Source organism: Roseateles sp. L2-2, assembly GCF_050613215.1.
Lineage (GTDB): Bacteria > Pseudomonadota > Gammaproteobacteria > Burkholderiales > Burkholderiaceae_C > Roseateles > Roseateles noduli.
In genome coordinates, this window is the sequence record NZ_CP192509.1 from 1,544,258 (window position 1) to 1,566,466 (window position 22,209).

Here is a 22,209-nt window from a genome sequence, read left to right on the forward strand (position 1 = left end):
GGGAGAAGGGCCAGGTCATGCCACCTCGCGCAACGCGCCGCCTTCCAGCACCACCACGCGCTGTGCGCCCGCGATCGTGTCCGGCCGGTGCGCGATCATCAGCCGCGTCAGCGTCAGGCCGGCGAGGTTCGCCGTGACCGCGCGTTCGCGCGCGACGTCCAGGTGACTGGTCGCCTCGTCGAGCGCCAGGATGCCCGGCCCGCGGTACAGCGCGCGCGCCAGCAGCAGCCGCTGCTTCTGCCCGCCCGACAGCCCGCTGCCGAGATCACCGACCAGCGTCTGGTACCCCATCGGCATGCCGGCGATGTCCTCGTCGATCTGCGCCAGCGACGCGCAGGCCCGCACGCGCTCCGGGTCCGGCCGCGCGTCGAAGAAGGCGATGTTGTCCGCCAGCGAGCCCGTCAGCAGCACGTCCTCCTGCATCACCGTGCCGATGCGGCCGCGCACGTTCTTCAGACCCAGCTGCCGCAGCGGCAGGCCGCCGTAGCGCACCTCGCCCTCGACCGGTTCCAGCAGCCCCAGCATCACCTTCAGCAAGGTCGTCTTGCCCGCGCCGCTGGGCCCGGTGATCGCGACGCTCTGGCCCGCCGGCACGGTCAGGTTCACATGGCGGAGGATCCACGGCTCGTGCGCGCCGTAGCGGAAGCTGACGTCGCGCAGCTCGATGCTCGGCGCCAGGTGCGCGAGGTCGCTCGCCGGCACCTCGTCCGGCTCGGGCGGCTCCAGCGCGATGTCGGCCAGGCGCTCGGCATGCAGGCCCAGCATGCGCCACTCGACCGCATAGTCGATCAGCGCCGACACGCGCCCGGTGAACTGCGCCTTGTAGCTGAGGAACGCGAACAGCATGCCCACCGTCATCGCCACCGCGCCGGCCTGCTGGCCGTCCAGGATCAGCCCGGCGCCCAGGAACAGCACCAGCAGGTTCTCCAGACCGAAGAGGCAGGTGTTGGCCGCGCCGATCGCCATCGACAGTCTCGCCGTGCGGACGTCGCGGTTCTGCACCTCGACGACCAGGTTCTGCCACTGCGCGCGGCGCTCCTGCTCGCGGCCGAACAGCTTCAGCGGCGTGATCGCGCGCAGCGTCTCCAGGAAGTGGGAGTGCTCCCGCGCGGCGACGATCAGCCGCTCCGCGGCGGCTTCCTTCAGCGGCCGGTAGGCGGCCCAGCGCAGCAGCCCGTACAGCGCGACGGCGCCCAGCACCACCAGCGCGAGCTGCCAGGCGTAGACCAGCATCATGACCAGCGCCGCCGCGGCCATCAGCCCGTCGAGGACGGCCTCGATCGCGGCGCTGGTCAGCGTCTTCTGGATCGCCTCGACCGCGCCGAAGCGCGAGCTGACGTCGCCGAGGTGGCGGCGCTCGAAGAAGGCGACCGGCAGCCGCAGCAGATGGGCGAAGACGTTGGCGCGCCACTGCAGCGACAGCGTCTGCGTGAGCAGGATCAGCAGCCACGAACGCGCGAGGCCCAGCGCCGTCTGCGTCGCCAGCAGCAGTCCGAAGCCGAGGACGAGGACCTTCAGCAGGTCGCGGTCGCCTGAGCTGAGGACGTCGTCGACGATGAGCTGCTGGCACAGCGGCGCGACGATCGCGAAGAGCTCCAGCACCAGCGCGACCAGCCCGATCTGCAGCAGCGAGCGTCGCAGGCCCAGCACCTTGCCGGTGAGCGCGCCCAGCGACACGCGCGGGGCGGGCGCGGCGGGCCGGAAGTCGGCGTTGGGTGTCAGTTCGAGCGCGACGCCGGTGAAGTGCGCGGAGACCTCGTCGAGCGTGAGTCGACGCTCGCCGACCGCCGGATCGAGCACGGTGACGCGACGGCTGCGGACCTGGGTCAGCACGACGTAGTGGCGCAGGTCCCAGTGCAGGATGCACGGCAGCGTCAGATGGCCGAGGGAGGACAGGTCCAGCTTCAGCGGCCGGCCGGAGAAGCCGAGGCCGGCGGCGACCTCGATCAGGTGGCGCAGCTGCATGCCCTTCAGCGCGGCGGGGAAGCGGCGGCGCAAGTCCGGCAGCGTCGCGGCGGTCCCGTGCGCCGACGCGATCATGGCCAGGCAGGCCAAGCCGCATTCGGCGATCTCGGATTGGAGGAGGAGCGTGGGGCGGACCGTCAAGGCTGGACCCGGCGGGCGGTGGCGAGCAGCGGTTCCAGCAGCCATTCCCAGATGCGCCGGTGCTCGAGGGTCACGTCGGCGTCCAGCGCCATGCCGGCGCGCAGCGGCAGGTCGCGGCCATAGGCGGCGATGTCCTCGCGATCCAGGCGCACATCGATCCGGTACAGCGGCTCGTTCGCTTGCGCCGCACTGGCCAGCGCCTGCGCCTGCCCGGCCGGCAGGTCCTGCGGCGCGATCGGCGTGGGGCTCACGCGGGCGACCTCGCCTCTGGCCATGCCGAACTTCTGGTACGGGTAGGCGGCGTAGCGCAGCCACACCGGCTGGCCGGGCTGGATGAAGCCCACCGTGCGGCTCGGTGCATAGAGCTGCGCGAGGAGGCGCGGCGGCGCGGCGCCGGAGGCCGGCACGAGCGAGACCAGCGTCTGTCCCATCTGCACCGCTTGCCCGGCGCGCAAGGGGAGGGCGCTCACCCGGCCGTCGCGGGGCGCGGTGACGGCGATGCCGGCGCGGGCCTGCAGCTCGGCGCGCTCCTGCTCCAGTTGCGCCACGACGCGGTCGAGCTGCGTCATCGACGTGGCCAGGCTCGTCGGGATCGAGGCGAGCTCGGCATCGAGCACGCGCGCCTCGCGCGCCAGCGCTTCGATCGCGCGTTGCGCGCCGCGCTCACGGGCGCGGAGGTCGAGGAGTTCTTCGTCCTTCTGCTGGGCCTGGATCTCGGACACGTAACCCTTCTCGGCCAGCGCCGCGTATCGCTGGCGGCTCCGCTGCGCGAGCGCGACGCGCTGACGGACCATGTCCAGTTCCTCGGTCGCCTGGTCCGTCTCCACACGCAGGCTGCGCAGGCGCGCGGCGATCGTCTCGCGGCGCTCGTCCGCCTGGCGCTGCTGCAGCCGGCGCTCGGTGGTCAGGCTGTCGCGCCGCGCGTCGACCGCGCGCAGGTTGAGTGCGGTCATGTCGCCGCCGTCGACCACGCGTTCGCTGCGGATGCGCACGAGGGGCTGTCCACGTCGCACCGCGTCGCCTTCGTCGACGAGCAGATCCTCGACCTGTCCCGCCAGCGGCGCCGCGACCTGCAGCAGGCCGCCGACCGGCATCAGTAGCCCGGGCACGCGGGCCTTGCGCGAGACCTGACCGATCAGCGCGAAGGCGATGAGCGCGAGCGCCAGCCCGACGGCGACCGCCGCGACGAGGCCGGCCTCCGGCCGCCGCGCGACGCGGATGCTGCCCATCCACGAGGCTTGTTGAGATTCCCTGACCGCTGCCCGGAACATGTGATGCGAACCCGTCCATGACGCCGCGCTGGCGGCAATGGATCGGATTCTTCGGCGCATTCAGACGCTGCGGCGATCGGCGGGGAGGGGGCTCCGAAAGAGGATTGATTTCCGTCGAGCGACGTGCTCGATGGCAGTGAGACCGCGTCGACGATGGCGCGGATGTGCGGATGAGCCGCACGTCCATGTCATCGCGGGCTCCGGAGGTGTCGCCGCGGAGCGGGAGCACCCCCTCGGAAGAGGGAGGGGATCCGGGGGATCCCCTCGAACAGCTGATGGCGATGGGGGAGCGGCGCGCGGCGACTGCGATCGAAGATCGTGCCTGGATGTGGCGCGGCGCCCACGCCGGTCTTACTTCTTGCGGTCCTTCATCTGGGCCGCGGCGTACTGCTTGACCTGGTCGAGGGTGACCGAGCCGGTCTTCTGCGTATCGACCTCGTCGAAGTGCTTGGCCAGGCGGGGCATGCCGGCCTCGGCTTCGGCCTTGGTGAGCTTGCCGTCGTGGTCCTTGTCCGCGGCGGCGAACCGGTCCTCGAGCTTCTGGGCGGCCTTGCCGTTCTGGGCGTGCGCGGGCAGGGCGGTGAGGGCCAGGGTCGCGATCACGGCGCCGGCCATGGCGGTCAGGACTGCTTTCATGTGAACTCCGCTGAAGTGGAGCCTGAAGGATCGCCGCTCCATGCGCGAACGCCGATGACGGCGCGGTAAAGCTTCGTCAACGGGTGTAGCCGGGGATGTCGTTCGCGTCGCTCGCGAGCAGCGCCAGCAGCCTCGGATGGATGAACAGTTTCTCCTTGCCGGCCTTGATCTCTTCCAGGACACCGATGTCCACCAGTTCCTGCAAGTAGCGCGAGGCGGCCTGTCGTTGCGCGATGCCCTTGTCGACCAGCGTGCCGATGCGGCAGTACGGTTGCTCGAAGATCGCATCGACCAGCTCGCGGCTGTAGATCTTCGGCAGGTGCTGACGGACGTGACTCACCGCCGCTTCAGACAGCGCGCGGATCGCGAGGATCTTGGCGGTCGTCCAGTGGGCCGTCTCTTCGACGGCCTTCAGCATGAACATCACCCAGGGTTCCCAGGCGTGGTCGCGGGTGACCTCCAGCAGCAAGCGGTAGTAGTCGTTCTTGTGCGCGATCACGTAGCGGCTGAGGTAGAGGATCGGCAGCGAGAGCAGGTCTTCCTGGATCAGGTGGAGGATGTTGAGGATCCGTCCGGTCCGGCCGTTGCCGTCGGTGAAGGGGTGGATCGCCTCGAACTGATAGTGGCCGACAGCCATGCGCACCAGCGGGTCCAGCTCGACCGTCTCATGGAGGAAGCGCTCCCAGTTCGCCAGCATGTCGCGCAGGCGGGCCTCGCCTTCGGGCGGCGTGTAGATGATCTGACCCGTGATGGTGTTCGCGAGTTGGGTGCCGGGGACTCGGCGGATGTCCATGTCCGCATCCTTGATCGTGCTGCAGATCTGGACCGCGGTGGTCGTGCACAGGGGCCGGCTCGCCAGCGACTGGAAGCCCGCATACAGGGCGGTGCGGTAGCGCAGCGCCTCCTTGGTCGCTGCGTCGGCGGCGGCCTCGGGGCCTTGGGCGTACTGGAACAGCTTGTCGGCCGTGGTGACGATGTTCTCGATCTCCGAGCTGTCCTTGGCCTCCAGGATGGGGATCGTGTTGATCAACATCGTCTGGTTGGGGATCAGTTCGGCGGCCTGCTTCAGGCCGGCAAGCGCGGCTCGGGAGGCCACGCATTGCTTGAGCACGGCGCGTGATTCCAGCTCGGCGACGGGGGGCAGCGGAGGCAGATCGTTGAATGGGCGTTCGGGCGCCCAGGGGACCGGCAATCCGGTCATGTTCTCGAAATCGACTTTTGACGACATGAGCCACACCATATGTCGCCGACAGCGACACGTCAACCTAACGTGTCGCCGAAATTGATTTTTGAGAACATGAGCGGGATCTCATGTCGCCGCCGGCGACATATCGAAAGAACGTGTCGCCAAAACCGATTTCTGACGACATGAGGCGGGCGCCTGATCGGGGTCCTTCCCACGGACTCCCATCACTTGCAGAACAAGCGCAGATCGTTCTGCGCCACCTGGCGGTCGTGGTTGTCGGTGGGTGCGCCGTTCGAGTGCTGGACCGCGCCGCTCAGGACATCCTTGGCCAACGCGCATCGATAGGCGTCGGTTTCCCGATTGAGTCCTGCCGACAGCGACCGCGGCACGTAGGGCTCCTGGCGCGGTGCAGGAGCGGGTACGGGCGACTGCTTCAAGGACTCCGTCTGCGATCGATACATCGGCACGGGTGCGGGTGCCGGTTGGGGCGGCGGGGGCGGCTTGATCTCCGTCGGCTGGACGCCCGATGCCGTGGGCTTGCGCTCCGAATACTGGACGCGGCCGTTGGCATCCACCCATTTGTAGACCTGCTGCGCCTGCGAGGCCAAGGCCGGCAGGCTCAGTGCGACGGCGATCGCCGACATCCGCAGGCGGCGCTCGAAAGCAGGCCGCCGCACCTTCTTCTGCGCCGGACTTGTCATGGCGCCCTCCCTGGAATCGATTGTTCTTTTGGAGGGAGGGACTGTAGCCAGTCTCACCCAGGCGGCCCATCCCTCCGGAAGGGGTGGGCCAAGGCTGTCTACACTGACGCCCTTCCCCGAGCCCCCACATGCAACCGCTCCTCGACGCCATCGCTGCCCTCACGCCGCCCACCGACGCCTGCCGCGTCTTCCACGGTCGCGGCGGACGCTTTCCCGGCTGCGAGCAGTGGGCGCTCGACGCTTATCCGCCGGTCTTCCTGCTGACCAGCTTCGCCCCGGTCACGGAGGAGGAACTCTCCCGCATCGGCGACGCGCTCGCCGCGCGCTGGGCCGAGATCGCGCCGGGCGAGCCGCTGAACTGGCTTTTCCAGGAGCGCGACGAGAACCGCCCCGCCAACCGTCTGATGGCCGGCGCGCTGCCCGACGAGCACGTCGTCGAGGAGGACGGCGTGCGCTTCCACGTCAACCTGCCGCACGGGCAGAACCACGGCTTCTTCCTCGACATGGCCGAAGGCCGTCGATGGGTGCGACGCTGGGCGCAGGCGAACCCGGGCGGATCGGTGCTCAACCTCTTCGCCTACACCTGCGCGTTCTCGGTCGTCGCCCGGCACGCGGGCGCCGGGACCGTGGACAACTACGACATGGCGCGCGGCCCGCTCGCCACCGGCCGGCGCAACCACCAGCTCAACGGCGTGCAGGACCACGCCGCGTTCCACGCGCACGACATCTTCAACTCCTGGGGAAAGATCCGCCGCGGCGCGCCCTACGACCTGGTCGTGCTCGACCCGCCGAGCTACCAGAAAGGCAGCTTCGTCGCGACCAAGGACTACGCGCGCCTCGCGCGCAAGCTGCCCGAGCTGCTCGCGCCCGGCGGCCACGCGCTCGTCTGCCTGAACACGCCCAAGCTCGGCACCGACTTCCTGCGCGAGACGATCGCAGCGGAAGCGCCGGAGCTCGAATTCATCGAACGCGTGGCCAACCCCGAGGCCTTCGCCGACGTGTCGGAGGAACGCTCGCTCAAGGTGCTGGTCTACCGCCGTCTTGCTCCCTCTCCCGCTTGCGGGAGAGGGCAGGGGTGAGGGCCAGCGGCGGTGGAAGTGCTGAAGCCTGCTGACTGCAGCGTCTGCTGGCCCTCACCCCCCACCCTCTCCCGCAAGCGGGAGAGGGAGCCCGGCCGGCTCGGACCGCGGCGTTGACTCCTCTTGCCCCCGCCTCAGAAGCTCCGCGCCTCGATCGCCTCCCTGACGCGGTCGAGCGCCACACGCAGCCGTGCGAAGTCCACCGAGCCCAGCGCCAGCCGGATCGCGTGCGGCACCTGCTTCGACGTGGCGAAGGGCTCGGCCGTGGACACCGACACCCGCTCGTGCTGCAGCGCCATCGCGACCTGATCTGCGCGGACCTCCTCGCCCAGCGGCAGCCACACGAAGTAGGACGAAGGATGCCCGACGCGCTTCATCGCGCCCAGCCGCTCGGCCACCAGCCGCTGACGGCGTTTCGCATCCTCGCGCTTCTGAGTCTCGAGCCGCGACACCGTGCCGTCCTCCAGCCAGCCGGCCGTGATCGCGGTCATCACGCCCGGCGTGTTCCAGGTCGTCGCGCGGATCGCGCGCTCCAGCGCATGGACCCGGTCCGCCGGCGCCACCGCGAAGCCCACCCGCAGCCCCGCCGCGACGCTCTTCGAGAAGCCCGAGACGTAGACGGTGCGCTCCGGCGCCAGCATGGCCAGCGGCGGCGGCGGATCCTCGGCGAGGTAGGCGTAGGCGCCGTCCTCGACGATCAGCAGGTCGTGCCGCCGCGCCAGCGCCACCAGCTCGCGCCGCCGCGTCGCCGCCATCACCCAGCCCAGCGGGTTGTTCAGCGTCGGCATCGTGTAGATCGCCTTGACGCGACGACGTCGGCACAGCGCCTCCAGCGCGTCGAGGTCCGGCCCCGCGCCCGCTGACGGGACGGGCGCCAGCTCCAGCCGCTGCATCCCCGCGAGCAGCCGGAATCCGGGATAGGTCAGCGCATCGACGGCGACGACGTCGCCGGGTTCCAGCAGCGCCATCAGCGTCACCGCCAGCCCGTGCTGCGCGCCGTCGACGATCAGCACCCGGGCGCCCTCGACCGTCAGGCCGCGTCGCGTCAGATGCCGCGCGATCGCGGCACGATCCGCCGGCCGGCCGCCATGCGGCTGATAACGCAGCAGCGCTTCCAGGTCGCCCGCCCCGGCCAGCTGACGCAGCGCGCCGCGCAGCAGCTCGGCCTGTCCGGGCAGCGAGGGATAGTTGAAGCTCAGGTCGACCATGTCCGCCGCCACCGCGTCCAGGTCGACGCCCAGGCCGGTCGCGAGCGCCGTCTCCTTGACGAAGGTGCCGCGGCCGGTCTCGCCGCTGATCAGGCCCATCGCCTGCAGCTCCGCGTACACCCGCGTCGCCGTCACCAGCGCGAAGCCCTCGCGCCCGGCGAGTTCCCGGTGCGTCGGCAACCGCGCGCCGGGCGGCAGCACGCCGGTCCGGATCTCCGCCGCGAGGCGGTCCACCACCGCCTTGTACCTGGGTTGCGCCATGTCTTCCGTCTCCGTTCCACGCGCCGAGTCCGAAAGCCGATTCCGAACGCCGGTCGCGCCTGTATCCATGACAATTCTTTGATTGTATTGAGACGGTGGCCTACGCTGCGTCCTCACTTCCCATCGAGGCACCGAGGACATGGACACCGCATCGCGAGGCTGGCTGAACGGATTCATCGGCATGCTGATCTTCAGCGGCTCGCTGGCGGCGACGCGGGTCGCCGTGGCGGATTTCGAGCCGGTCTTCCTCACGGCCGCTCGCGCCACGATCGCCGGCGCGCTCGCGCTGCTGGCCCTGTGGCTGCTACGGGCCAGGTGGCCGACGCGCGTGCAGGCGGTGCCGCTGGTCATCGTCGCGGTCGGCGTCGTCATCGGCTTCCCGCTGCTGACGGCGCTCGCCCTGCAGCATGTGACCTCGGCGCATTCGGTCGTCTTCATCGCCCTGCTGCCGCTGTCGACCGCCGCCTTCGGCGTGCTGCGCGGCGGCGAGCGGCCGCGGCCCGTGTTCTGGATCTTCTCCGTCCTCGGCAGCCTGCTGGTCATCGGCTTCGCGGCGGCGCAGGGGCTGACCGCCTCGCCGGCCGGGGATCTGCTGATGCTCGCGGCCATCCTCGTCTGCGGACTCGGGTATGCGGAGGGCGCCAAGCTCTCGCGCACGCTGGGCGGCTGGCAGGTGATCTGCTGGGCGCTGGTGCTGTCGCTGCCGGCGATGCTCGCGCTCGCGCTGTGGCGGCTGCCGGACAGCGTCGCCGGCGTGGGCGCGCCGGCCTGGGTGGGGCTGGGCTACGTGTCGCTGTTCAGCATGCTGATCGGCTTCGTCTTCTGGTACCGCGGTCTGGCGCAAGGAGGCATCGCGGCCGTCGGGCAGCTGCAGCTGCTGCAGCCGCTGTTCGGCCTGGCGCTCGCCGCCGGGCTGTTGCGCGAATCGGTGAGTCCGGCGATGCTTGCAGTCACCGTCGCCGTCATCGGGTGCGTCGCGGGCGCGCGGCATTTCTCGCGCGCACGCTGAGTCGCGGCCGGCGAGCCACCACCGGGCCGCCGCCCAGCCACCGCCGCAAACCGGGGACGCGCGTCGACGACGACGGGAACCTCCCTTGCCCGCCTCCGCAGCCGGCGGATCGGGCAAGTTTCCCGTCGCATCAGGCAAGCCGTGACCCCTGTCGCCTTCCTAGACTGCTCCGGGTCACGACGCAGCAGACAGGAGGTCGACATGGGTGCTCGCTTCGCATGGGATTCTTCTTGGTCATCGCCTTGCGCGATGGCGTGCACGGCGGTGCTGGGAATGGCGCTCGCGACGCCGCTCGTCCACGCGGCCGACGGCCCGGGCGAGTTCACGCCGACGCCGATCTCGGCCACGCCGAACCGGCAGGACGGCCTCGCCGCCTTCGCGCAGCTGGAGCGCGTGCTCAAGCATCCGCGATGTCTGAACTGTCATGTGCCGGACTCCCCGCTGCAGGGTGACTTCAGCCGACTGCACTACCCGCCGGTGCAACGCGGCGCGGACGGCAAGGGCGTCGCGCCGCTGCAGTGCACGACCTGCCATTCGACGCAGAACAGCCCGCTGCCGCACGCGCCGCCGGGACTGGAGACCGACGGCAAGCCCGGCTGGCACATGCCGCCGGCCAACATGAAGATGAACTGGGTCGGCCTGCAGGGCGCGGCCCTGTGCAAGGTCTTCCGGGAGCCGAAGACCAACGGCAACCGCTCGCTGGCGATGCTGGAGCAGCACATGGTCACGGACCACCTGGTCGCGTGGGGCTGGAAGCCCGGTCCCGGCCGCTCGCTGCCGCCGCTGGACAAGGCGAGCTTCGACGAGCAGGTCAGGACCTGGATCCGCAACGGCGCGCCCTGCGACGCCACCGAGCCGCTGCGCAAGTCCGTCGGCACGACGAAGGCCGACGCGACGCAGGGCGTGGTCGAGCACCTGCGCGCGCTCGCCGGCAACGGCAGCGACGTCCCCCGCGCCACCAGCGCTACCGGCGCCACCGGCGCCATCAGCGCCATCAGCGCCACCAACGTTCAGCAAGCTTCGAGGAGCCAGCCATGATTTCGTTCCGTCTCAACGGACAGGCGCAACAAGTCGACGTCCCGGGCGACACGCCGGTGCTGTGGGTCCTGCGGGACACGCTGGGCATGACGGGCACGAAGTTCGGTTGCGGCATCGCCGTCTGCGGCGCGTGCACCGTGCACATCGACGGCCAGCAGCGCCGTGCCTGCGTCACGCCGATCGAGTCGGTGGCCGGCCAGCAGATCACGACCATCGAGGCCGTCGGGGGCGACCCCATCGGCCTGGCCGTGCAGGACGCGTGGGTCAAGCACGACGTCGTGCAGTGCGGCTACTGCCAGAGCGGCCAGATCATGGCGGCCGTCGCGCTGCTCAAGACCAATCCCAAGCCCAGCGACGCCGACATCGACGCCGCCATGAGCGCCAACCTCTGCCGCTGCGGCACCTACGTGCGGATCCATGCCGCCGTCAAGGACGCCGCGCTCGCGCTGGCCTGAAGGAGCACGACATGCGACCCATGTTCCAGTACCTGAGCGGCGAGTTGCCTGAAGGCATCGACGATGCCATCGGTTCCACCGATTCCACCGGCGCCGGGACAGGCGAAGCCGGCGAGATGCGCGGTCTTGGCCGACGCGTCTTCCTGAAGATGAGCCTGGCCTCCGGCTTCGCGCTGTACGCGACCGGCGCCGGTGCGCAGGAGGCTGCGGGGAGCGGCGCTTCCGCTGCGAGCGGCGCCGGTGCGTCCGGTGCGCCGGAGGGCCTCAAGCCGTTCCAGCAGCCGTCGGCGTTCGTCGCGATCGACGGCGACGGCGTCGTGACGGTGACGATCGGCAAGATCGATTTCGGCCAGGGCGTGCAGACGGCGTTGCCGATGCTGGTGGCCGAAGAGCTGGACGCGGACTGGAGCAAGGTCCGCTGCGAGCTCGCGCCGGCGGGCGAGGCCTACAAGGATCCGTTCTTCCACATCCAGATGGTCGGCGGCTCGACCAGCATGAAGGCGTCGTGGCAGCAGTACCGCGAGATCGGCGCCCGGCTGCGCGCGATGCTCGTCGCGGCGGCATCGAAGCAGCTGAATACGCCGGCCGCGCAACTGCGGACCGAGGCAGGCAGCGTCGTCGCGCCGGACGGCCGACGGCTCGGCTACGGCGTGCTGGCGAAGGCGGCGTTCGCCGAGCCGGTGCCGGCGACGGTGCAGCTCAAGGATCCCTCGCAGTTCAAGCTGATCGGCAAGCCGATGAACCGGCTCGACGCGCGCGCGAAGTCGACGGGTCGCCAGGACTTCGGCATCGACGTCAAGCTGCCGGACCTGCGCACGGTGGTGATGGTGCACCCGCCGGTCTTCGGCGGGAAGGTGGCGTCCTTCGACGCGGCGGCGGCGCTCGCGGTGCCCGGCGTCGAGGAGATCATCCAGGTCCCGCTCAGCAGCGGCGCGACGGGCCTCGCGATCATCGCCAACGGCTTCTGGCCCGCACGCAAGGCGCGCGAGCTCGTGAAGGTCGAGTGGAACCTGAGCGGTCTGGAGCGGGTCGACAGCGCCGCGCAGCTGGAACAGTTCCGCGCGCTGGCCAGGCAGCCGGGCGCGTCGGTCCAGAAGGCGGACACCTCGGCGCTGGAGGCCAAGGGTGGGAAGGCTGCCCCGGGCCGCATCACGGCGGAGTACACCTTCCCATATCTCGCGCACACGCCGATGGAGCCGCTGAACTGCACGATCGACTTCCGCGGCGATCGCTGCACGGTGTGGGTGGGTTCGCAGTTCCAGACGGTGGACCAGGCGCAGGTGGCGGGCGTGCTCGGCCTGAAGCCGGAGCAGGTCACGCTGAACACGATGACCGCGGGCGGCGGCTTCGGGCGTCGCGCGACGCCGACCTCGGACTACCTCGTCGAGGCCGCGCAGGTGGCCAAGGCACGGTTCGCCGCGGGCAAGCGCGGTCCGATCAAGATGATCTGGACGCGCGAGGACGACGTGCGCGGCGGCTTCTATCGTCCGACGCATCTGCATCGCGTCGAGATCGCGCATGACGGCAAGGGCAAGGTGCTCGCGTGGAAGCATGTGATCGTCGGCCAGTCGATCACGATGGGCACGCCGTTCGCGGACTTCATGGTGAAGAACGGCGCGGATGCGACGATGACCGAAGGCGTGGCCGAAAGCGCCTATCCGTTCCCGATCGCGCTGGACGTCCACCACCCCAAGGTCAACGTGCCGGTGCTGTGGTGGCGCTCGGTGGGGCACACGCACACGGCGTTCGTGATGGAGACGCTGGTCGACGAGCTCGCGCGCGCGGGCAAGATCGATCCGGTGGCGTACCGGCGGCAGCTGCTCGCCAAGCATGCGCGGCACATCGCCGCGCTGGACCTTGCGGTCGAGAAGTCGGGTTACGGGAAGACGACCTTGCCCAAGGGCCGCGCGTGGGGCGTGGCGGTGCATGAGTCCTTCAACACCGTGGTCGCGTACGTGGTGGAGGTGTCGATCAAGGATGGCCGGCCGGTGCTGCACAAGGTGACGGCGGGGGTGCACTGCAACCTCGCGGTGAACCCGCGCACGATCGAGGCGCAGGTGCAGGGCGCGCTGGTGATGGGCGTCGGCATGACGCTGCCGGGCGCGCAGATCACCCTGAAAAACGGCGAGGTCGAGCAGGGCAACTGGAACGACTACCGCGTGCCCATCCATGTGGATGCGCCCAAGGTGGACCTGCACGTCGTGCCGTCGGCGGATCCGCCGACGGGCATGGGCGAATGCGGCGTCCCGCCGATCGCCCCGGCGATGGCGAACGCGATGGCGGCGCTCACGGGGAAGCGGATTCGGAGCCTGCCGTTTCCGGTGTGAGGGTGGCAGCGTCGGCAGGCGCTGTTGACTTCGTCAGTCGGAGGCTATTCATAACCGTTGAAGAGTTCCGACACCCAGCCTGCGATGACGAACATGAGGACAACACCGATCACGAGCACGGGCACAGAAATCTCTTCCAGCCAGGGTCGCCGCACGATCAGAGCCATGGCCCCCGGCATGCCAGTAGCGATCGCCCATTCCTTCAGACCGAATCGCCCATTGGACCGACCGCGATCGAGCACTTTCATCCCGCGGCCGATCAGCCAACCTGCGGGGGTACACATGATCAGAAAGAAGACATCGAGCACTTTGGTTTTCCCAAGCAGGACCAGCTGTTGACGATCGTCCCTCCGGGGGCACGATCTGCCTGCGACTCCAGCGCGATCAGCGACTGGAAAAGTAACTCGACGTGAGCGCCCGCACGGAGTGTCCTCCGCGACGGACGTCGTCGATCAGCCAGTCTCGACCGCTCTGCACGAAAACGATCTGCGCGGTCAGATGCTTGAGACCGACAGGCCCGCAATCGCATCGGTAGACCACCTCAACGATCTGTTTCCCGGGGGACGAGGTCTCATCTCGATATTCATCGGCGCTCACCAGGCACGGGGCCCGGCGGCAGCGGCGAGCTCCGTCTGGGCTCCATGCGGGTGATGTCGCGGAGGGCTCCGGACCAGAGCCCGAGGTGACCTTGGTCCTCCATGGAGAACGTGCCTTCGACGAAGGCATATCGTCCGTCGAACTGGAGTCGGTCCGACTTGGACAGCTTCTCGACATTCAGCCACAAGCCGTTCTTGAGGATGCCGTGGAGCTCGTCGTCCCGGTGCAGATAGATGGCGTTGCCTTCAAACTCCAGGCGGACAAATCCGACGATCTGCACACGCTTGCCGTCGAATTCCTTGGGATGGGCGATCAGCTGGATCAGGGAGGTGTGGATCGGCGCGGTCACTTGTGCGAGGGCTGAACCGGCACACCAGAGAATGACTCCGGCCAGAAGAAGGCCACGAGAAAATAACTTGTTCATTCGGACACTGCCCCCTGGTGATGAGGCAACGATTCTGCCGATGCGTCAGCCGCCTGACCAGGGCGCGGGGGCGATGTCAGACGTTGGTCATGTGGTCCTGAGGGGCCAGTCCTTGCGTGCTTACACCATCGACACATGACTGAGCGACCAGAGTCCCATGGCGACGGCGCCACTTCATTTCCTCCCACGGATCGAGCCTCGACATTGCAACGGACGTTCTCTCCTGCTGCTCCTCGCCTTGATCGCGCTCGGCGGCACCGCCGACCTCGCCAGGCAAGCTCCAGGTCTTGAACAGCATGTAGGTGCCGTACAAGCCCGTCAGACGTTCGTGCTCCTCTTCCTTCCAGATCTTCTGGAGCTTCTCCACCATCACCTTGGCAGGAGCCGCTTGATCGGGACGCGCTGCCGACGCTGCGGAGCGCATCACGCGCAGGGTGCGCATTCGGGCGAGCGCGCTCAGGACATGTCGCTCACCGTTGCTCTTGAAGTACAGCGAAAGGGCCATGCCGAAGGCCAATGCGCACTTCAGAACGTCCGGTCCATCGGGCGGGATCTCGAAGTACGCCAGGTAATGTTCGATCAGGCCCCAAGTCGATGCCAGCTTGTAGTGAGGACTGGCCTCCGTAATCAGGGCATCCTTGGTGAACCCCATGACGCCCGCCATGTAAAGCTCGGTCAGGGTACCCGCCGCACCCGCGTCGTCAGCGTTGGAGATGGACGTGTGCGCGTTCAGAGCGCGGAAGTCCAGTTCCAACGGCACCGGGTCTGCGAACGCATTGCCCAGGACGAAAATCAGGCGACAGAATTCGCTCGTTTCCGATGCGGCCACGGTCAGTGGGCCGACACCGCGTTCAAAGTCAGAGCTGTCCATGACGGGAAGAATGGCACGGCAGCCCGTGCCTCTGCTGAATCAGAGATTGATCAGATATCCGTGAACATTCGCGACAGGTAAAACGGGTCTTTCGCCTTCACCAGTCGAGCAAGCAATTCGGAAGACGAATCACTGTCGCGTTTGCCGGAATATCGCTGTTGGAGTTGCTGGTGCCATGCCTCCGCTGCTACCCACAGCTCCTTCGATTCAGACAGAGTTCTTGCGGCTTCTTGCGCCATCGCGTCAAGATGCTTGAAATTCGGCAGGTCGGAGAACTTGGTGATGTTGGCCATTCGCTCACTCCTTTCAGGGGAAACCGGAATCGATGAAGCAAATGCTAGGTCCGGCGAACGCGCCCGTCTATGACCTATCCCAGTAGAACCCTCACGGGGCCAGTCGTTGCCTCGCCACGTCCTTGACCCACGGCTGCGCTTCCCAGTGCGCCTTGGCGAAGGCCTCGATCTGCTCGCGATAGGTCATCGACAGCCCGATCGCGTCCAGCCCTTCCAGCAGCATCCGCTGATGTCGCGGCAGCATGTCGAAGCGCGCCTCGACGCCGCCCGCGCTGCGCAGCGTCAGGGTCTCGACATCGATGGTGACGGCGTTGCCGGGCACATGATCCGCCTCGGCCATCAGCCGGAGCACATCCGCCTCCGGCAACGCCACCAGCAGCAGGCCGTTGCCCATCGCATTCGAATAGAAGATCTCGCCGAAGCCCGGCGCGATCACCGCGCGGATGCCCGCCTGCTGAAGACCCCAGACGGCGTGCTCGCGGCTCGATCCGCAGCCGAAGTTGTTGCCGCCGAGCAGCACCGACACGCCCGCGTATGCCGGCTTGTTGAGGACGAAGTCCTCGCGCTCGCGACCGTCGGCGTCGAAGCGCAGGTCGTAGAGCAGCCCGTCGCGCAGGCCGCTCTTGTCGATGCCTCGCAGGAACTGCTTGGGCATGATCTGGTCGGTGTCGAGGTTCTCGAGACGCAGCGCCGCGGTGCGGCCTTCGACTTGGCGGACGGGGTTCATCGCGGGATCTCCTGCGTGGCAGCTGCATTCGGCGCCAGGGGCGCGGGGGGAAGACGGCGGACGTCGGTGAGGCGGCCGGTCACCGCGGCGGCGGCGGCCATGGCGGGGCTCATTAGATGCGTGATGGCGCCGCGACCTTGACGGCCTTCGAAGTTGCGGTTGGTCGTCGACGCGCAGCGGATACCGTCGGCGAGCACGTCGTCGTTCATCGCCAGGCACATCGAGCATCCCGGCTGACGCCATTCGAGGCCGGCGTCGAGGAACACGCGGTCCAGGCCTTCCGCTTCCGCCATCGCGCGCACGGCACCGGAACCCGGCACCACCATCGCGCGAACGCCAGGCGCCACGTGCCGGCCGCGCAGCACGGAGGCCGCGGCGCGCAGGTCCTCGATGCGCCCGTTCGTGCAGGAGCCGATGAACACGTGCTGGATCGGCGTGCCTTCCAAAGCTGTACCGCCGTCGAGGCGGGCGTAGCGCAGCGCGCGTTCCGCGCTCGCGCGTGTCGGGCCTTCGTCCATCTGTCTCGGGTCGGGGATCGGTCCGTCGATCGCCGCGACCTGGTCGGGGCTGGTGCCCCAGGTCACCTGTGGCGCGACCTCGGCCGCGTCGAAGCGATGCTCGATGTCGAAGACCGCGCCCCCGTCGCTGTGCAGCGTCGCCCAGTGGGCAAGGGCGGGGGCGCGCCACTCGCCGGCGAGGTCGGGACAGCGCGCCAGCACGTAGTCGATCGCCGTCGCGTCCGGCGCGATCAGCGCGCCGCGCGCGCCGGCTTCCACCGCCATGTTGCACAGCGTGAAGCGGGCCTCGACCGACAGCGCGGAGATGGCCTCGCCGCAGAACTCCACGACGTAGCCGCGCGCGCCCTGTGCGCCGATGCGGCCGATGATCGCGAGGATCAGGTCCTTGGACGTCGTGCCGACCGGCAGCGCGCCGTCGACGCGGATGCGCATGTCCTTCGCGACTCGGTAGACCAGCGTCTGCGTGGCCAGCACGTGCTCCACCTCGGTGGTCCCGATGCCGAAACCCAGGGCGCCCAGCGCGCCGTAGGTCGTCGTGTGGCTGTCGCCGCAGATCACCACCATGCCGGGGCGGATCATCCCGTGCTCCGGCGCCACGACGTGCTCGATGCCCTGCAGCGCGTCCGTCGTGTCGAACAGCCGGATGCCGTGACGGTCGCAGTTCGCCTTGAGGTTGGTGGCCTGCAGCGCCGACGGCTTGTCGGCGATCACGCGCAGCTTGGACGGCACCGGATGCGTCGGGATGATATGGCTCACCACCGCGACGTTCTGGCCCGGCATCGGAACGCCGCGGCCCTGCTCGTGCAGGCCGGTGAAGGCCTGCGGGCTGGTGTACTCGTTCATCAGGTGCAGGTCGCAGAACAGCAGCACGTTCTGCTCGTCGAGCCCCGCCACCGTGTGGCTGTCGACGAGCTTGCGGTACAGGGTGCGATCCTGGGGACGCGGTGCGGTGCCCGTGAGCGTGGCGGTCATGGCTGGCTCTCCTCGCCCGCAGGGGCGACGACATGGTCGTTGAAGAAGGGAAGCACGCGATCGAGCAGCAGCTCGGGCGCCTCCTCGGGGATGTAATGGCCGCAGGGCAGCGCCTCGCCGCGCACGTCGTCGGCGACGCCGCGCCACAGGCTCAGCGGCTCGAAGCAGCGATGGACGACGCCCTCGCGGCCCCACAGCGCGAGCAGCGGCATCCGCAGGCGGCGGCCGGCGGCGCGGTCCTCGCGGTCGTGGTCCAGGTCGATGCCGGCGCTGGCGCGGTAGTCCTCGCACAGGCCGTGCGCGGTGCCGGGCAGCGCCAGGCAGCGCTTGTACTCGGCCAGCGCGCGCGGGTCGAAGGGCGCCAGGCCGGCGCTGCGCCGGCCCATCACGTCGCGGATGTAGCCGCCGGGATCGGCCTCGATGAGGCGTTCCGGCAGCGGCGCGGGCTGGATCAGGAAGAACCAGTGCCAGTAGGCGCGCGCGAAGGCGACGTTCGTGCCCTCATACATGTCCAGCGTCGGCGCGATGTCCAGCAGCGCGAGCCGTCGCACCGCCGCCGGCGCATCCATCGCCAGGCGATGCGCGACACGCCCGCCGCGGTCGTGCGCCAGCACGTCGAAGCGCTCGTGGCCGAGCTGGCGCATCACGCTCAGCATGTCGGCCGCCATCGTGCGCTTGCTGTAGGCGGCGTGGTCGTTGGGGACGGGCGGCGATGGCGAGGCCTGCAGGGCCTGCAGCGCTTCCGGCACCTCCGGCTTCGACGAATCGCCGTAGCCGCGCAGGTCGGCGGCGACAACGGTGAAATGCTCGGCCAACGCGGGCGCGACCTTGTGCCAGATCGCGCGCGTCTGCGGATGGCCGTGGAGCAGCAGCAGCGCGGGGCCGGTGCCGCCCATCGTCAGATGGATGCGGACGCCGTCGGCGGCGGGCAGGCTCAGGTGCTGGAAGCCGGGATACAGGGCGTCGAGCCCTGCGGGCGCGTCGTGACCGGGGGAAGCGGGCATGGAAAGACTCCTCGTTGGCCCCGATTCTGGAAGTGAATGCAGGGCACATAATTTCCGCTTCGGCAGTTCTTTCGTTCCGGAGGTTCATCAATGGACGGCTTCTCCGATCTGGCCTTCTTCGCGCTGCTGGTGAAGCAGGGCAGCCTCGCGGCGGCGGCGCAGCAGCTGGGCGTGACGCCGCCGGCGGTGAGCAAGCGGCTGGCGGCGATCGAGCGCCGGCTCGGCGTGCGGCTGCTGCAGCGGACCACGCGCCGCATCGGACTCACGCCCGAGGGCGAGACCTACCTCGTCGACGGCGCGCGCGTGCTGGAGGACCTGGAGGCGCTGGAGCGCACGGTGGCGGGCAGCCGCGCGGCGCCCAAGGGGCTGCTGCGCGTCGCGGCGAGCTTCGGCTTCGGACGCAAGCATGTGGCGCCGGCGCTGTCGAAGTTCGCGCGGCAGTTCCCGGATGTGGAGGTGCAGCTTGAGCTGACGGATCGGCCCGTCAACCTGATCGAGCAGGGCATCGATCTGGAGGTCCATGTCGGCGAGCCGCCCGATGCGCGGCTCACGGCGCGGTTGCTGGCGCGCAACCGGCGCGTGCTGTGCGCGTCGCCGGCGTATCTGAAGCGGGCGGGCGAGCCGGCCACGCCGAGGGAGCTCGCGCGCCACGCCTGCCTGTTCATCCGCGAGAGCGACGAGACCTTCGGCACCTGGCACTTCCAGCAGGGGGCGCGCAAGGAGACGGTGAAGGTACGCGGGCCGCTGGCCGCGAACGACGGGGAGAGCGTGCTCGCGTGGGGGCTGGATGGGCATGGAGTGCTGATGCGCTCGTTCTGGGAAGCGGCGCCGATGCTGCGATCGGGGCGCCTGCGGCCGGTGCTCGCGGAGTGGTCGATGCCGCCGGCGGACATCCACCTGATCTATCCGCCGCGCGCGCAGTTGTCGGCGAAGACACGGGCGCTCGTCGACTTCCTGCTGGAGCGGTTCGAGTCTCAGCGCGAGGGCGACGACGGCGGGTGGTGATCCACGGCCGCTGGCCCTCACCCCCGCCCTCTCCCGCAAGCGGGAGAGGGAGTAAGAAGGGTAGGGCGTTTTGTCCTAGGGCAGCTTGTCCTAGGACGATCTGTCCCTTCCGCGAACGGTCCGACTTCGGAACACTTCGCGGCCATGGACACCCTGATCCTCGCGCGCATGCAGTTCGCGCTCAACATCACCTTCCACATCCTCTTCCCGACGATCACGATCGCGCTGGGCTGGATCGTGCTCTTCATGCTCTGGCGCTGGCGTCGCACCGGCGAATCGCCGTGGCTCGCGGCCTACCAGTTCTGGACCAAGGTCTTCGCGCTGAGTTTCGCGCTGGGCGTCGTCAGCGGCGTGACCATGAGCTTCCAGTTCGGCACCAACTGGCCGGGCTTCATGGAGCGCGCCGGCAACATCGCCGGACCGCTGCTCGGCTACGAGGTGCTCACGGCCTTCTTCCTGGAAGCCGGCTTCCTCGGGATCATGCTGTTCGGGCGCGAACGCGTCAGCCCGCGCGTGCACTTCATCGCCACCGCGACGGTGGCCTTCGGCACGACGCTCAGCGCGTTCTGGATCCTCAGCCTCAACTCGTGGATGCAGACCCCGACCGGCTACGAGATCCGCGACGGCGTCATGCACGCCGTCGACTGGTGGGCGATCGTCTTCAACCCGTCCTTCCCGTACCGGCTGACCCACAAGCTGCTCGCGTCGGGACTCACGGCCGCTTTCCTGCTGGCTGGCGTCAGCGCCTGGCAGATGCTCAAGGGCCGCGAGCAGCCGCACACGCGCCGCGTGCTGCGCCTGGGTCTGACGCTGGGCGCGGTGCTGATCCCGCTGCAGATCGTCGCCGGCGACCTGCACGGCCTCAACACGTTGAAGCATCAGCCCGCCAAGATCGCCGCGATGGAGGGCGTCTGGACCACCGAACGCGGCGCGCCGCTGCTGCTGTTTGCACTGCCCGACGAGCACGCGAAGGAGAACCGCTTCGCTATCGGCGTGCCGCGCCTGGCCAGCCTGATCCTCAAGCACGACGTCGACGGCGAGATCCGCGGGCTCGATGCATTCGAAGGCGCGCATCCGCCGGTCAAGCCGCTGTTCTTCGGCTTCCGCGTGATGGTCGGCGTGGGGATGCTGATGCTCGTCTTCGCCTGGGGCGGGTGGTGGCTGTTCCGGCGCTCGGGATGGCAGCGGCTGCCCCGCCCGTGGCTCTGGGGACTCTCGTTCATGAGCTTCTCCGGCTGGATCGCTACCGTGGCGGGCTGGTACGTCACCGAGATCGGCCGACAGCCCTTCATCGTCTACGGCGTGCTGCGCACGCAGGAAGTCGCCGCGCACAACCCGGGATCCCTGGTCGCCGCCTCGCTGGCCGGCTACGCGACGGTCTACCTCGCGCTGCTGATCGCCTACGTCGCCGCGATCAAGCGCATGGCGGAGAAGGGAGGAGCGGCTGCACCAGACACGCCGGCAGGACTCTCTCCGACATTCCCACCGCGTCCGGTCGCCGCGCCGGTGATCTCCAGGAGCTTCACATGAGCGCGCTGCCCGTGATCTTCATGGCCCTGATGGGGCTGTCGCTGCTGATCTATGTCGTGCTCGACGGCTACGACCTCGGGGTCGGGATGCTGTCCGCGACGGCGGAGGAGGGCGATCGCGACCGCATGGTCGCGGCCATCGGCCCGTTCTGGGACGCCAACGAGACCTGGCTGGTGCTGGCCGTCGGTCTGCTGCTGATCGCCTTCCCGAAGGCGCAGGGCGCGGTGCTCACCGCGCTCTACGTGCCGGTGGTGCTGATGCTGTTCGGGCTGATCCTGCGCGGCGCCGCCTTCGACTTCCGCGCCAAGGGCGATCCGGCCCACAAGCGGGCGTGGGATGCGGCCTTCGCGGGCGGATCCGCGCTCGCCTCGCTGTCGCAGGGATGGATGCTCGGTCGCTACGTGACCGGCTTCGAGGACAGCGCCGCGGCGCAGGTCTTCGCCGCAGGCATCGCGATCGCGCTCGCGGCTTGTTATGTGCTGCTCGGCGCCGGCTGGCTGCTGATCAAGACGGAGGGCGACCTGCAGCGCCGTGCCGTCGACTGGGCCAGGCGTGCATGGCCCGCGGTCGTGGCGGGACTGCTGGTCGTGTCCATCGCCTCGCCCTGGCTGAGCGCCACCGTGCGGGCGCGCTGGTTCGACCTGCCGGGCCTCATCGCTTTGGCGCCGCTGCCCTTGACGGCTCTGCTGGCGCTGGCGGCCTTGCGCGGGATGCTCAACTCGCACCGCGTGCTCGGCAAGCTGAGCTGGGCGCCGTTCGCGCTGATGGTGGTCGTCCTGACCTTGAGCTTCTTCGGACTCTCCTACAGCCTCTATCCCTTCGTCGTCATCGACCGGATCACGATCTGGGATGCCGCCGCCGCGGACGAATCGCTGCGCTTCATGCTGGTCGGTGCGGTGCTGACGATGCCGGTGATCCTCGCCTACTCGCTGTTCTCGTACCGCGTGTTCCGGGGCAAGGTGCGCGCGCTCGCGTATTGAGCGAACGCCCG

21 protein-coding genes are annotated in these 22,209 nt (G+C 69.1%); 8 read left to right on the forward strand and 13 right to left on the reverse strand.

Going from position 1 to position 22,209, the window contains the following annotated elements; translation table 11 throughout:
* Positions 1–15 precede the first annotated feature (15 nt).
* From ACQZ13_RS07070 to ACQZ13_RS07090, 5 genes are all read right to left on the reverse strand, one after another.
* Complete coding sequence (locus ACQZ13_RS07070) at positions 16–2,151, reverse strand: peptidase domain-containing ABC transporter (protein ID WP_431050516.1); 2,136 nt, start codon at positions 2,149–2,151, stop codon at positions 16–18.
* Entirely contained in the window at positions 2,103–3,335 is a 1,233-nt protein-coding gene (locus ACQZ13_RS07075; RefSeq protein ID WP_431050518.1) for an HlyD family secretion protein, read from the reverse strand. The genes ACQZ13_RS07070 and ACQZ13_RS07075 overlap by 49 nt, the downstream gene beginning before the upstream one ends.
* Positions 3,336–3,728: 393 nt before the next feature.
* On the reverse strand, positions 3,729–4,013 hold the full coding sequence (locus tag ACQZ13_RS07080; protein ID WP_088408361.1) for an EF-hand domain-containing protein: 285 nt from the start codon (positions 4,011–4,013) through the stop codon (positions 3,729–3,731).
* A 76-nt stretch (positions 4,014–4,089) separates the two neighbouring features.
* Positions 4,090–5,214, reverse strand: a complete 1,125-nt coding sequence (gene fic / locus ACQZ13_RS07085; RefSeq protein ID WP_431050520.1) for a protein adenylyltransferase Fic — start codon at positions 5,212–5,214, stop codon at positions 4,090–4,092.
* A 209-nt stretch (positions 5,215–5,423) separates the two neighbouring features.
* Positions 5,424–5,900: a DUF4124 domain-containing protein gene (locus tag ACQZ13_RS07090; protein ID WP_431050522.1), complete on the reverse strand. Its 477-nt coding sequence runs from the start codon at positions 5,898–5,900 to the stop codon at positions 5,424–5,426.
* Positions 5,901–6,028: 128 nt separating this feature from the next.
* Between ACQZ13_RS07090 and ACQZ13_RS07095 the strand changes: the two genes are divergently transcribed.
* Positions 6,029–6,979, forward strand: coding sequence for a class I SAM-dependent methyltransferase (locus tag ACQZ13_RS07095; protein ID WP_431050524.1), 951 nt, complete (start codon positions 6,029–6,031; stop codon positions 6,977–6,979).
* A 134-nt stretch (positions 6,980–7,113) separates the two neighbouring features.
* Here the strand turns inward: ACQZ13_RS07095 and ACQZ13_RS07100 are convergent, their stop codons facing one another.
* A complete protein-coding gene (locus ACQZ13_RS07100) occupies positions 7,114–8,448 on the reverse strand; it encodes a PLP-dependent aminotransferase family protein (protein ID WP_431050526.1) in 1,335 nt (444 codons plus the stop codon).
* A gap of 139 nt (positions 8,449–8,587) precedes the next feature.
* On the opposite strand from ACQZ13_RS07100, the gene ACQZ13_RS07105 reads away from it, so the two are divergent.
* The 4 genes from ACQZ13_RS07105 to ACQZ13_RS07120 all read left to right on the forward strand — a co-directional run bounded on the left by ACQZ13_RS07105 (position 8,588) and on the right by ACQZ13_RS07120 (position 13,277).
* The gene (locus tag ACQZ13_RS07105; RefSeq protein ID WP_431050528.1) at positions 8,588–9,457 is read left to right on the forward strand and encodes a DMT family transporter; all 870 of its coding nucleotides are present in this window, start codon (positions 8,588–8,590) and stop codon (positions 9,455–9,457) included.
* A gap of 201 nt (positions 9,458–9,658) precedes the next feature.
* On the forward strand, positions 9,659–10,495 hold the full coding sequence (locus tag ACQZ13_RS07110; RefSeq protein ID WP_431050530.1) for a hypothetical protein: 837 nt from the start codon (positions 9,659–9,661) through the stop codon (positions 10,493–10,495).
* Positions 10,492–10,950: a (2Fe-2S)-binding protein gene (locus ACQZ13_RS07115; RefSeq protein WP_088408356.1), complete on the forward strand. Its 459-nt coding sequence runs from the start codon at positions 10,492–10,494 to the stop codon at positions 10,948–10,950. Before ACQZ13_RS07110 ends, ACQZ13_RS07115 begins: the two co-directional genes overlap by 4 nt.
* An 11-nt stretch (positions 10,951–10,961) precedes the next feature.
* Positions 10,962–13,277: a molybdopterin cofactor-binding domain-containing protein gene (locus ACQZ13_RS07120; RefSeq protein ID WP_431050532.1), complete on the forward strand. Its 2,316-nt coding sequence runs from the start codon at positions 10,962–10,964 to the stop codon at positions 13,275–13,277.
* A gap of 44 nt (positions 13,278–13,321) precedes the next feature.
* Here ACQZ13_RS07120 and ACQZ13_RS07125 read toward each other — a convergent pair whose 3' ends face one another.
* The 7 genes from ACQZ13_RS07125 to ACQZ13_RS07155 all read right to left on the reverse strand — a co-directional run bounded on the left by ACQZ13_RS07125 (position 13,322) and on the right by ACQZ13_RS07155 (position 18,683).
* On the reverse strand, positions 13,322–13,585 hold the full coding sequence (locus ACQZ13_RS07125; RefSeq protein ID WP_431050534.1) for a hypothetical protein: 264 nt from the start codon (positions 13,583–13,585) through the stop codon (positions 13,322–13,324).
* A 275-nt stretch (positions 13,586–13,860) separates the two neighbouring features.
* Positions 13,861–14,298, reverse strand: a complete 438-nt coding sequence (locus ACQZ13_RS07130; protein ID WP_431050535.1) for a hypothetical protein — start codon at positions 14,296–14,298, stop codon at positions 13,861–13,863.
* A gap of 76 nt (positions 14,299–14,374) precedes the next feature.
* Positions 14,375–15,169, reverse strand: coding sequence for a hypothetical protein (locus ACQZ13_RS07135; RefSeq protein ID WP_431050537.1), 795 nt, complete (start codon positions 15,167–15,169; stop codon positions 14,375–14,377).
* Between the two features lie 50 nt (positions 15,170–15,219).
* Complete coding sequence (locus ACQZ13_RS07140) at positions 15,220–15,462, reverse strand: hypothetical protein (RefSeq protein WP_431050539.1); 243 nt, start codon at positions 15,460–15,462, stop codon at positions 15,220–15,222.
* Between the two features lie 91 nt (positions 15,463–15,553).
* The gene (gene leuD / locus ACQZ13_RS07145; RefSeq protein ID WP_431050541.1) at positions 15,554–16,189 is read right to left on the reverse strand and encodes a 3-isopropylmalate dehydratase small subunit; all 636 of its coding nucleotides are present in this window, start codon (positions 16,187–16,189) and stop codon (positions 15,554–15,556) included.
* Positions 16,186–17,679: a 3-isopropylmalate dehydratase large subunit gene (gene leuC / locus ACQZ13_RS07150; RefSeq protein WP_431050543.1), complete on the reverse strand. Its 1,494-nt coding sequence runs from the start codon at positions 17,677–17,679 to the stop codon at positions 16,186–16,188. Before leuC ends, leuD begins: the two co-directional genes overlap by 4 nt.
* Positions 17,676–18,683 (reverse strand): alpha/beta fold hydrolase, encoded by a 1,008-nt coding sequence (locus ACQZ13_RS07155; protein WP_431050545.1) that lies wholly within the window; start codon positions 18,681–18,683, stop codon positions 17,676–17,678. Before ACQZ13_RS07155 ends, leuC begins: the two co-directional genes overlap by 4 nt.
* 90 nt (positions 18,684–18,773) lie before the next feature.
* On the opposite strand from ACQZ13_RS07155, the gene ACQZ13_RS07160 reads away from it, so the two are divergent.
* From ACQZ13_RS07160 to ACQZ13_RS07170, 3 genes are all read left to right on the forward strand, one after another.
* Positions 18,774–19,688 carry a LysR family transcriptional regulator gene (locus ACQZ13_RS07160; RefSeq protein WP_431050547.1) on the forward strand — a complete coding sequence of 305 codons (915 nt, stop codon included), beginning with the start codon at positions 18,774–18,776 and terminating at the stop codon, positions 19,686–19,688.
* A 144-nt stretch (positions 19,689–19,832) separates the two neighbouring features.
* Positions 19,833–21,218: a cytochrome ubiquinol oxidase subunit I gene (locus ACQZ13_RS07165; protein ID WP_431050549.1), complete on the forward strand. Its 1,386-nt coding sequence runs from the start codon at positions 19,833–19,835 to the stop codon at positions 21,216–21,218.
* The gene (locus ACQZ13_RS07170; RefSeq protein WP_431050551.1) at positions 21,215–22,198 is read left to right on the forward strand and encodes a cytochrome d ubiquinol oxidase subunit II; all 984 of its coding nucleotides are present in this window, start codon (positions 21,215–21,217) and stop codon (positions 22,196–22,198) included. The genes ACQZ13_RS07165 and ACQZ13_RS07170 overlap by 4 nt, the downstream gene beginning before the upstream one ends.
* Positions 22,199–22,209 lie beyond the last annotated feature (11 nt).

Excerpts from the sequence above, each read along its gene's own strand:
- ACQZ13_RS07095 (WP_431050524.1), top strand. The coding sequence starts at position 6,029 with ATGCAACCGCTCCTCGACGCCATCGCTGCCCTCACGCCGCCCACCGAC.
- leuD (WP_431050541.1), bottom strand. The coding sequence starts at position 16,189 with ATGAACCCCGTCCGCCAAGTCGAAGGCCGCACCGCGGCGCTGCGTCTC.
- ACQZ13_RS07105 (WP_431050528.1), top strand. The coding sequence starts at position 8,588 with ATGGACACCGCATCGCGAGGCTGGCTGAACGGATTCATCGGCATGCTG.
- ACQZ13_RS07170 (WP_431050551.1), top strand. The coding sequence starts at position 21,215 with ATGAGCGCGCTGCCCGTGATCTTCATGGCCCTGATGGGGCTGTCGCTG.
- ACQZ13_RS07115 (WP_088408356.1), top strand. The coding sequence starts at position 10,492 with ATGATTTCGTTCCGTCTCAACGGACAGGCGCAACAAGTCGACGTCCCG.
- ACQZ13_RS07130 (WP_431050535.1), bottom strand. The coding sequence starts at position 14,298 with ATGAACAAGTTATTTTCTCGTGGCCTTCTTCTGGCCGGAGTCATTCTC.
- ACQZ13_RS07165 (WP_431050549.1), top strand. The coding sequence starts at position 19,833 with ATGGACACCCTGATCCTCGCGCGCATGCAGTTCGCGCTCAACATCACC.
- leuC (WP_431050543.1), bottom strand. The coding sequence starts at position 17,679 with ATGACCGCCACGCTCACGGGCACCGCACCGCGTCCCCAGGATCGCACC.
- ACQZ13_RS07135 (WP_431050537.1), bottom strand. The coding sequence starts at position 15,169 with ATGGACAGCTCTGACTTTGAACGCGGTGTCGGCCCACTGACCGTGGCC.
- ACQZ13_RS07120 (WP_431050532.1), top strand. The coding sequence starts at position 10,962 with ATGCGACCCATGTTCCAGTACCTGAGCGGCGAGTTGCCTGAAGGCATC.
- ACQZ13_RS07075 (WP_431050518.1), bottom strand. The coding sequence starts at position 3,335 with ATGGGCAGCATCCGCGTCGCGCGGCGGCCGGAGGCCGGCCTCGTCGCG.
- fic (WP_431050520.1), bottom strand. The coding sequence starts at position 5,214 with ATGACCGGATTGCCGGTCCCCTGGGCGCCCGAACGCCCATTCAACGAT.
- ACQZ13_RS07110 (WP_431050530.1), top strand. The coding sequence starts at position 9,659 with ATGGGTGCTCGCTTCGCATGGGATTCTTCTTGGTCATCGCCTTGCGCG.
- ACQZ13_RS07090 (WP_431050522.1), bottom strand. The coding sequence starts at position 5,900 with ATGACAAGTCCGGCGCAGAAGAAGGTGCGGCGGCCTGCTTTCGAGCGC.
- ACQZ13_RS07160 (WP_431050547.1), top strand. The coding sequence starts at position 18,774 with ATGGACGGCTTCTCCGATCTGGCCTTCTTCGCGCTGCTGGTGAAGCAG.
- ACQZ13_RS07140 (WP_431050539.1), bottom strand. The coding sequence starts at position 15,462 with ATGGCCAACATCACCAAGTTCTCCGACCTGCCGAATTTCAAGCATCTT.
- ACQZ13_RS07070 (WP_431050516.1), bottom strand. The coding sequence starts at position 2,151 with ATGGCTGCTGGAACCGCTGCTCGCCACCGCCCGCCGGGTCCAGCCTTG.
- ACQZ13_RS07100 (WP_431050526.1), bottom strand. The coding sequence starts at position 8,448 with ATGGCGCAACCCAGGTACAAGGCGGTGGTGGACCGCCTCGCGGCGGAG.
- ACQZ13_RS07080 (WP_088408361.1), bottom strand. The coding sequence starts at position 4,013 with ATGAAAGCAGTCCTGACCGCCATGGCCGGCGCCGTGATCGCGACCCTG.
- ACQZ13_RS07155 (WP_431050545.1), bottom strand. The coding sequence starts at position 18,683 with ATGCCCGCTTCCCCCGGTCACGACGCGCCCGCAGGGCTCGACGCCCTG.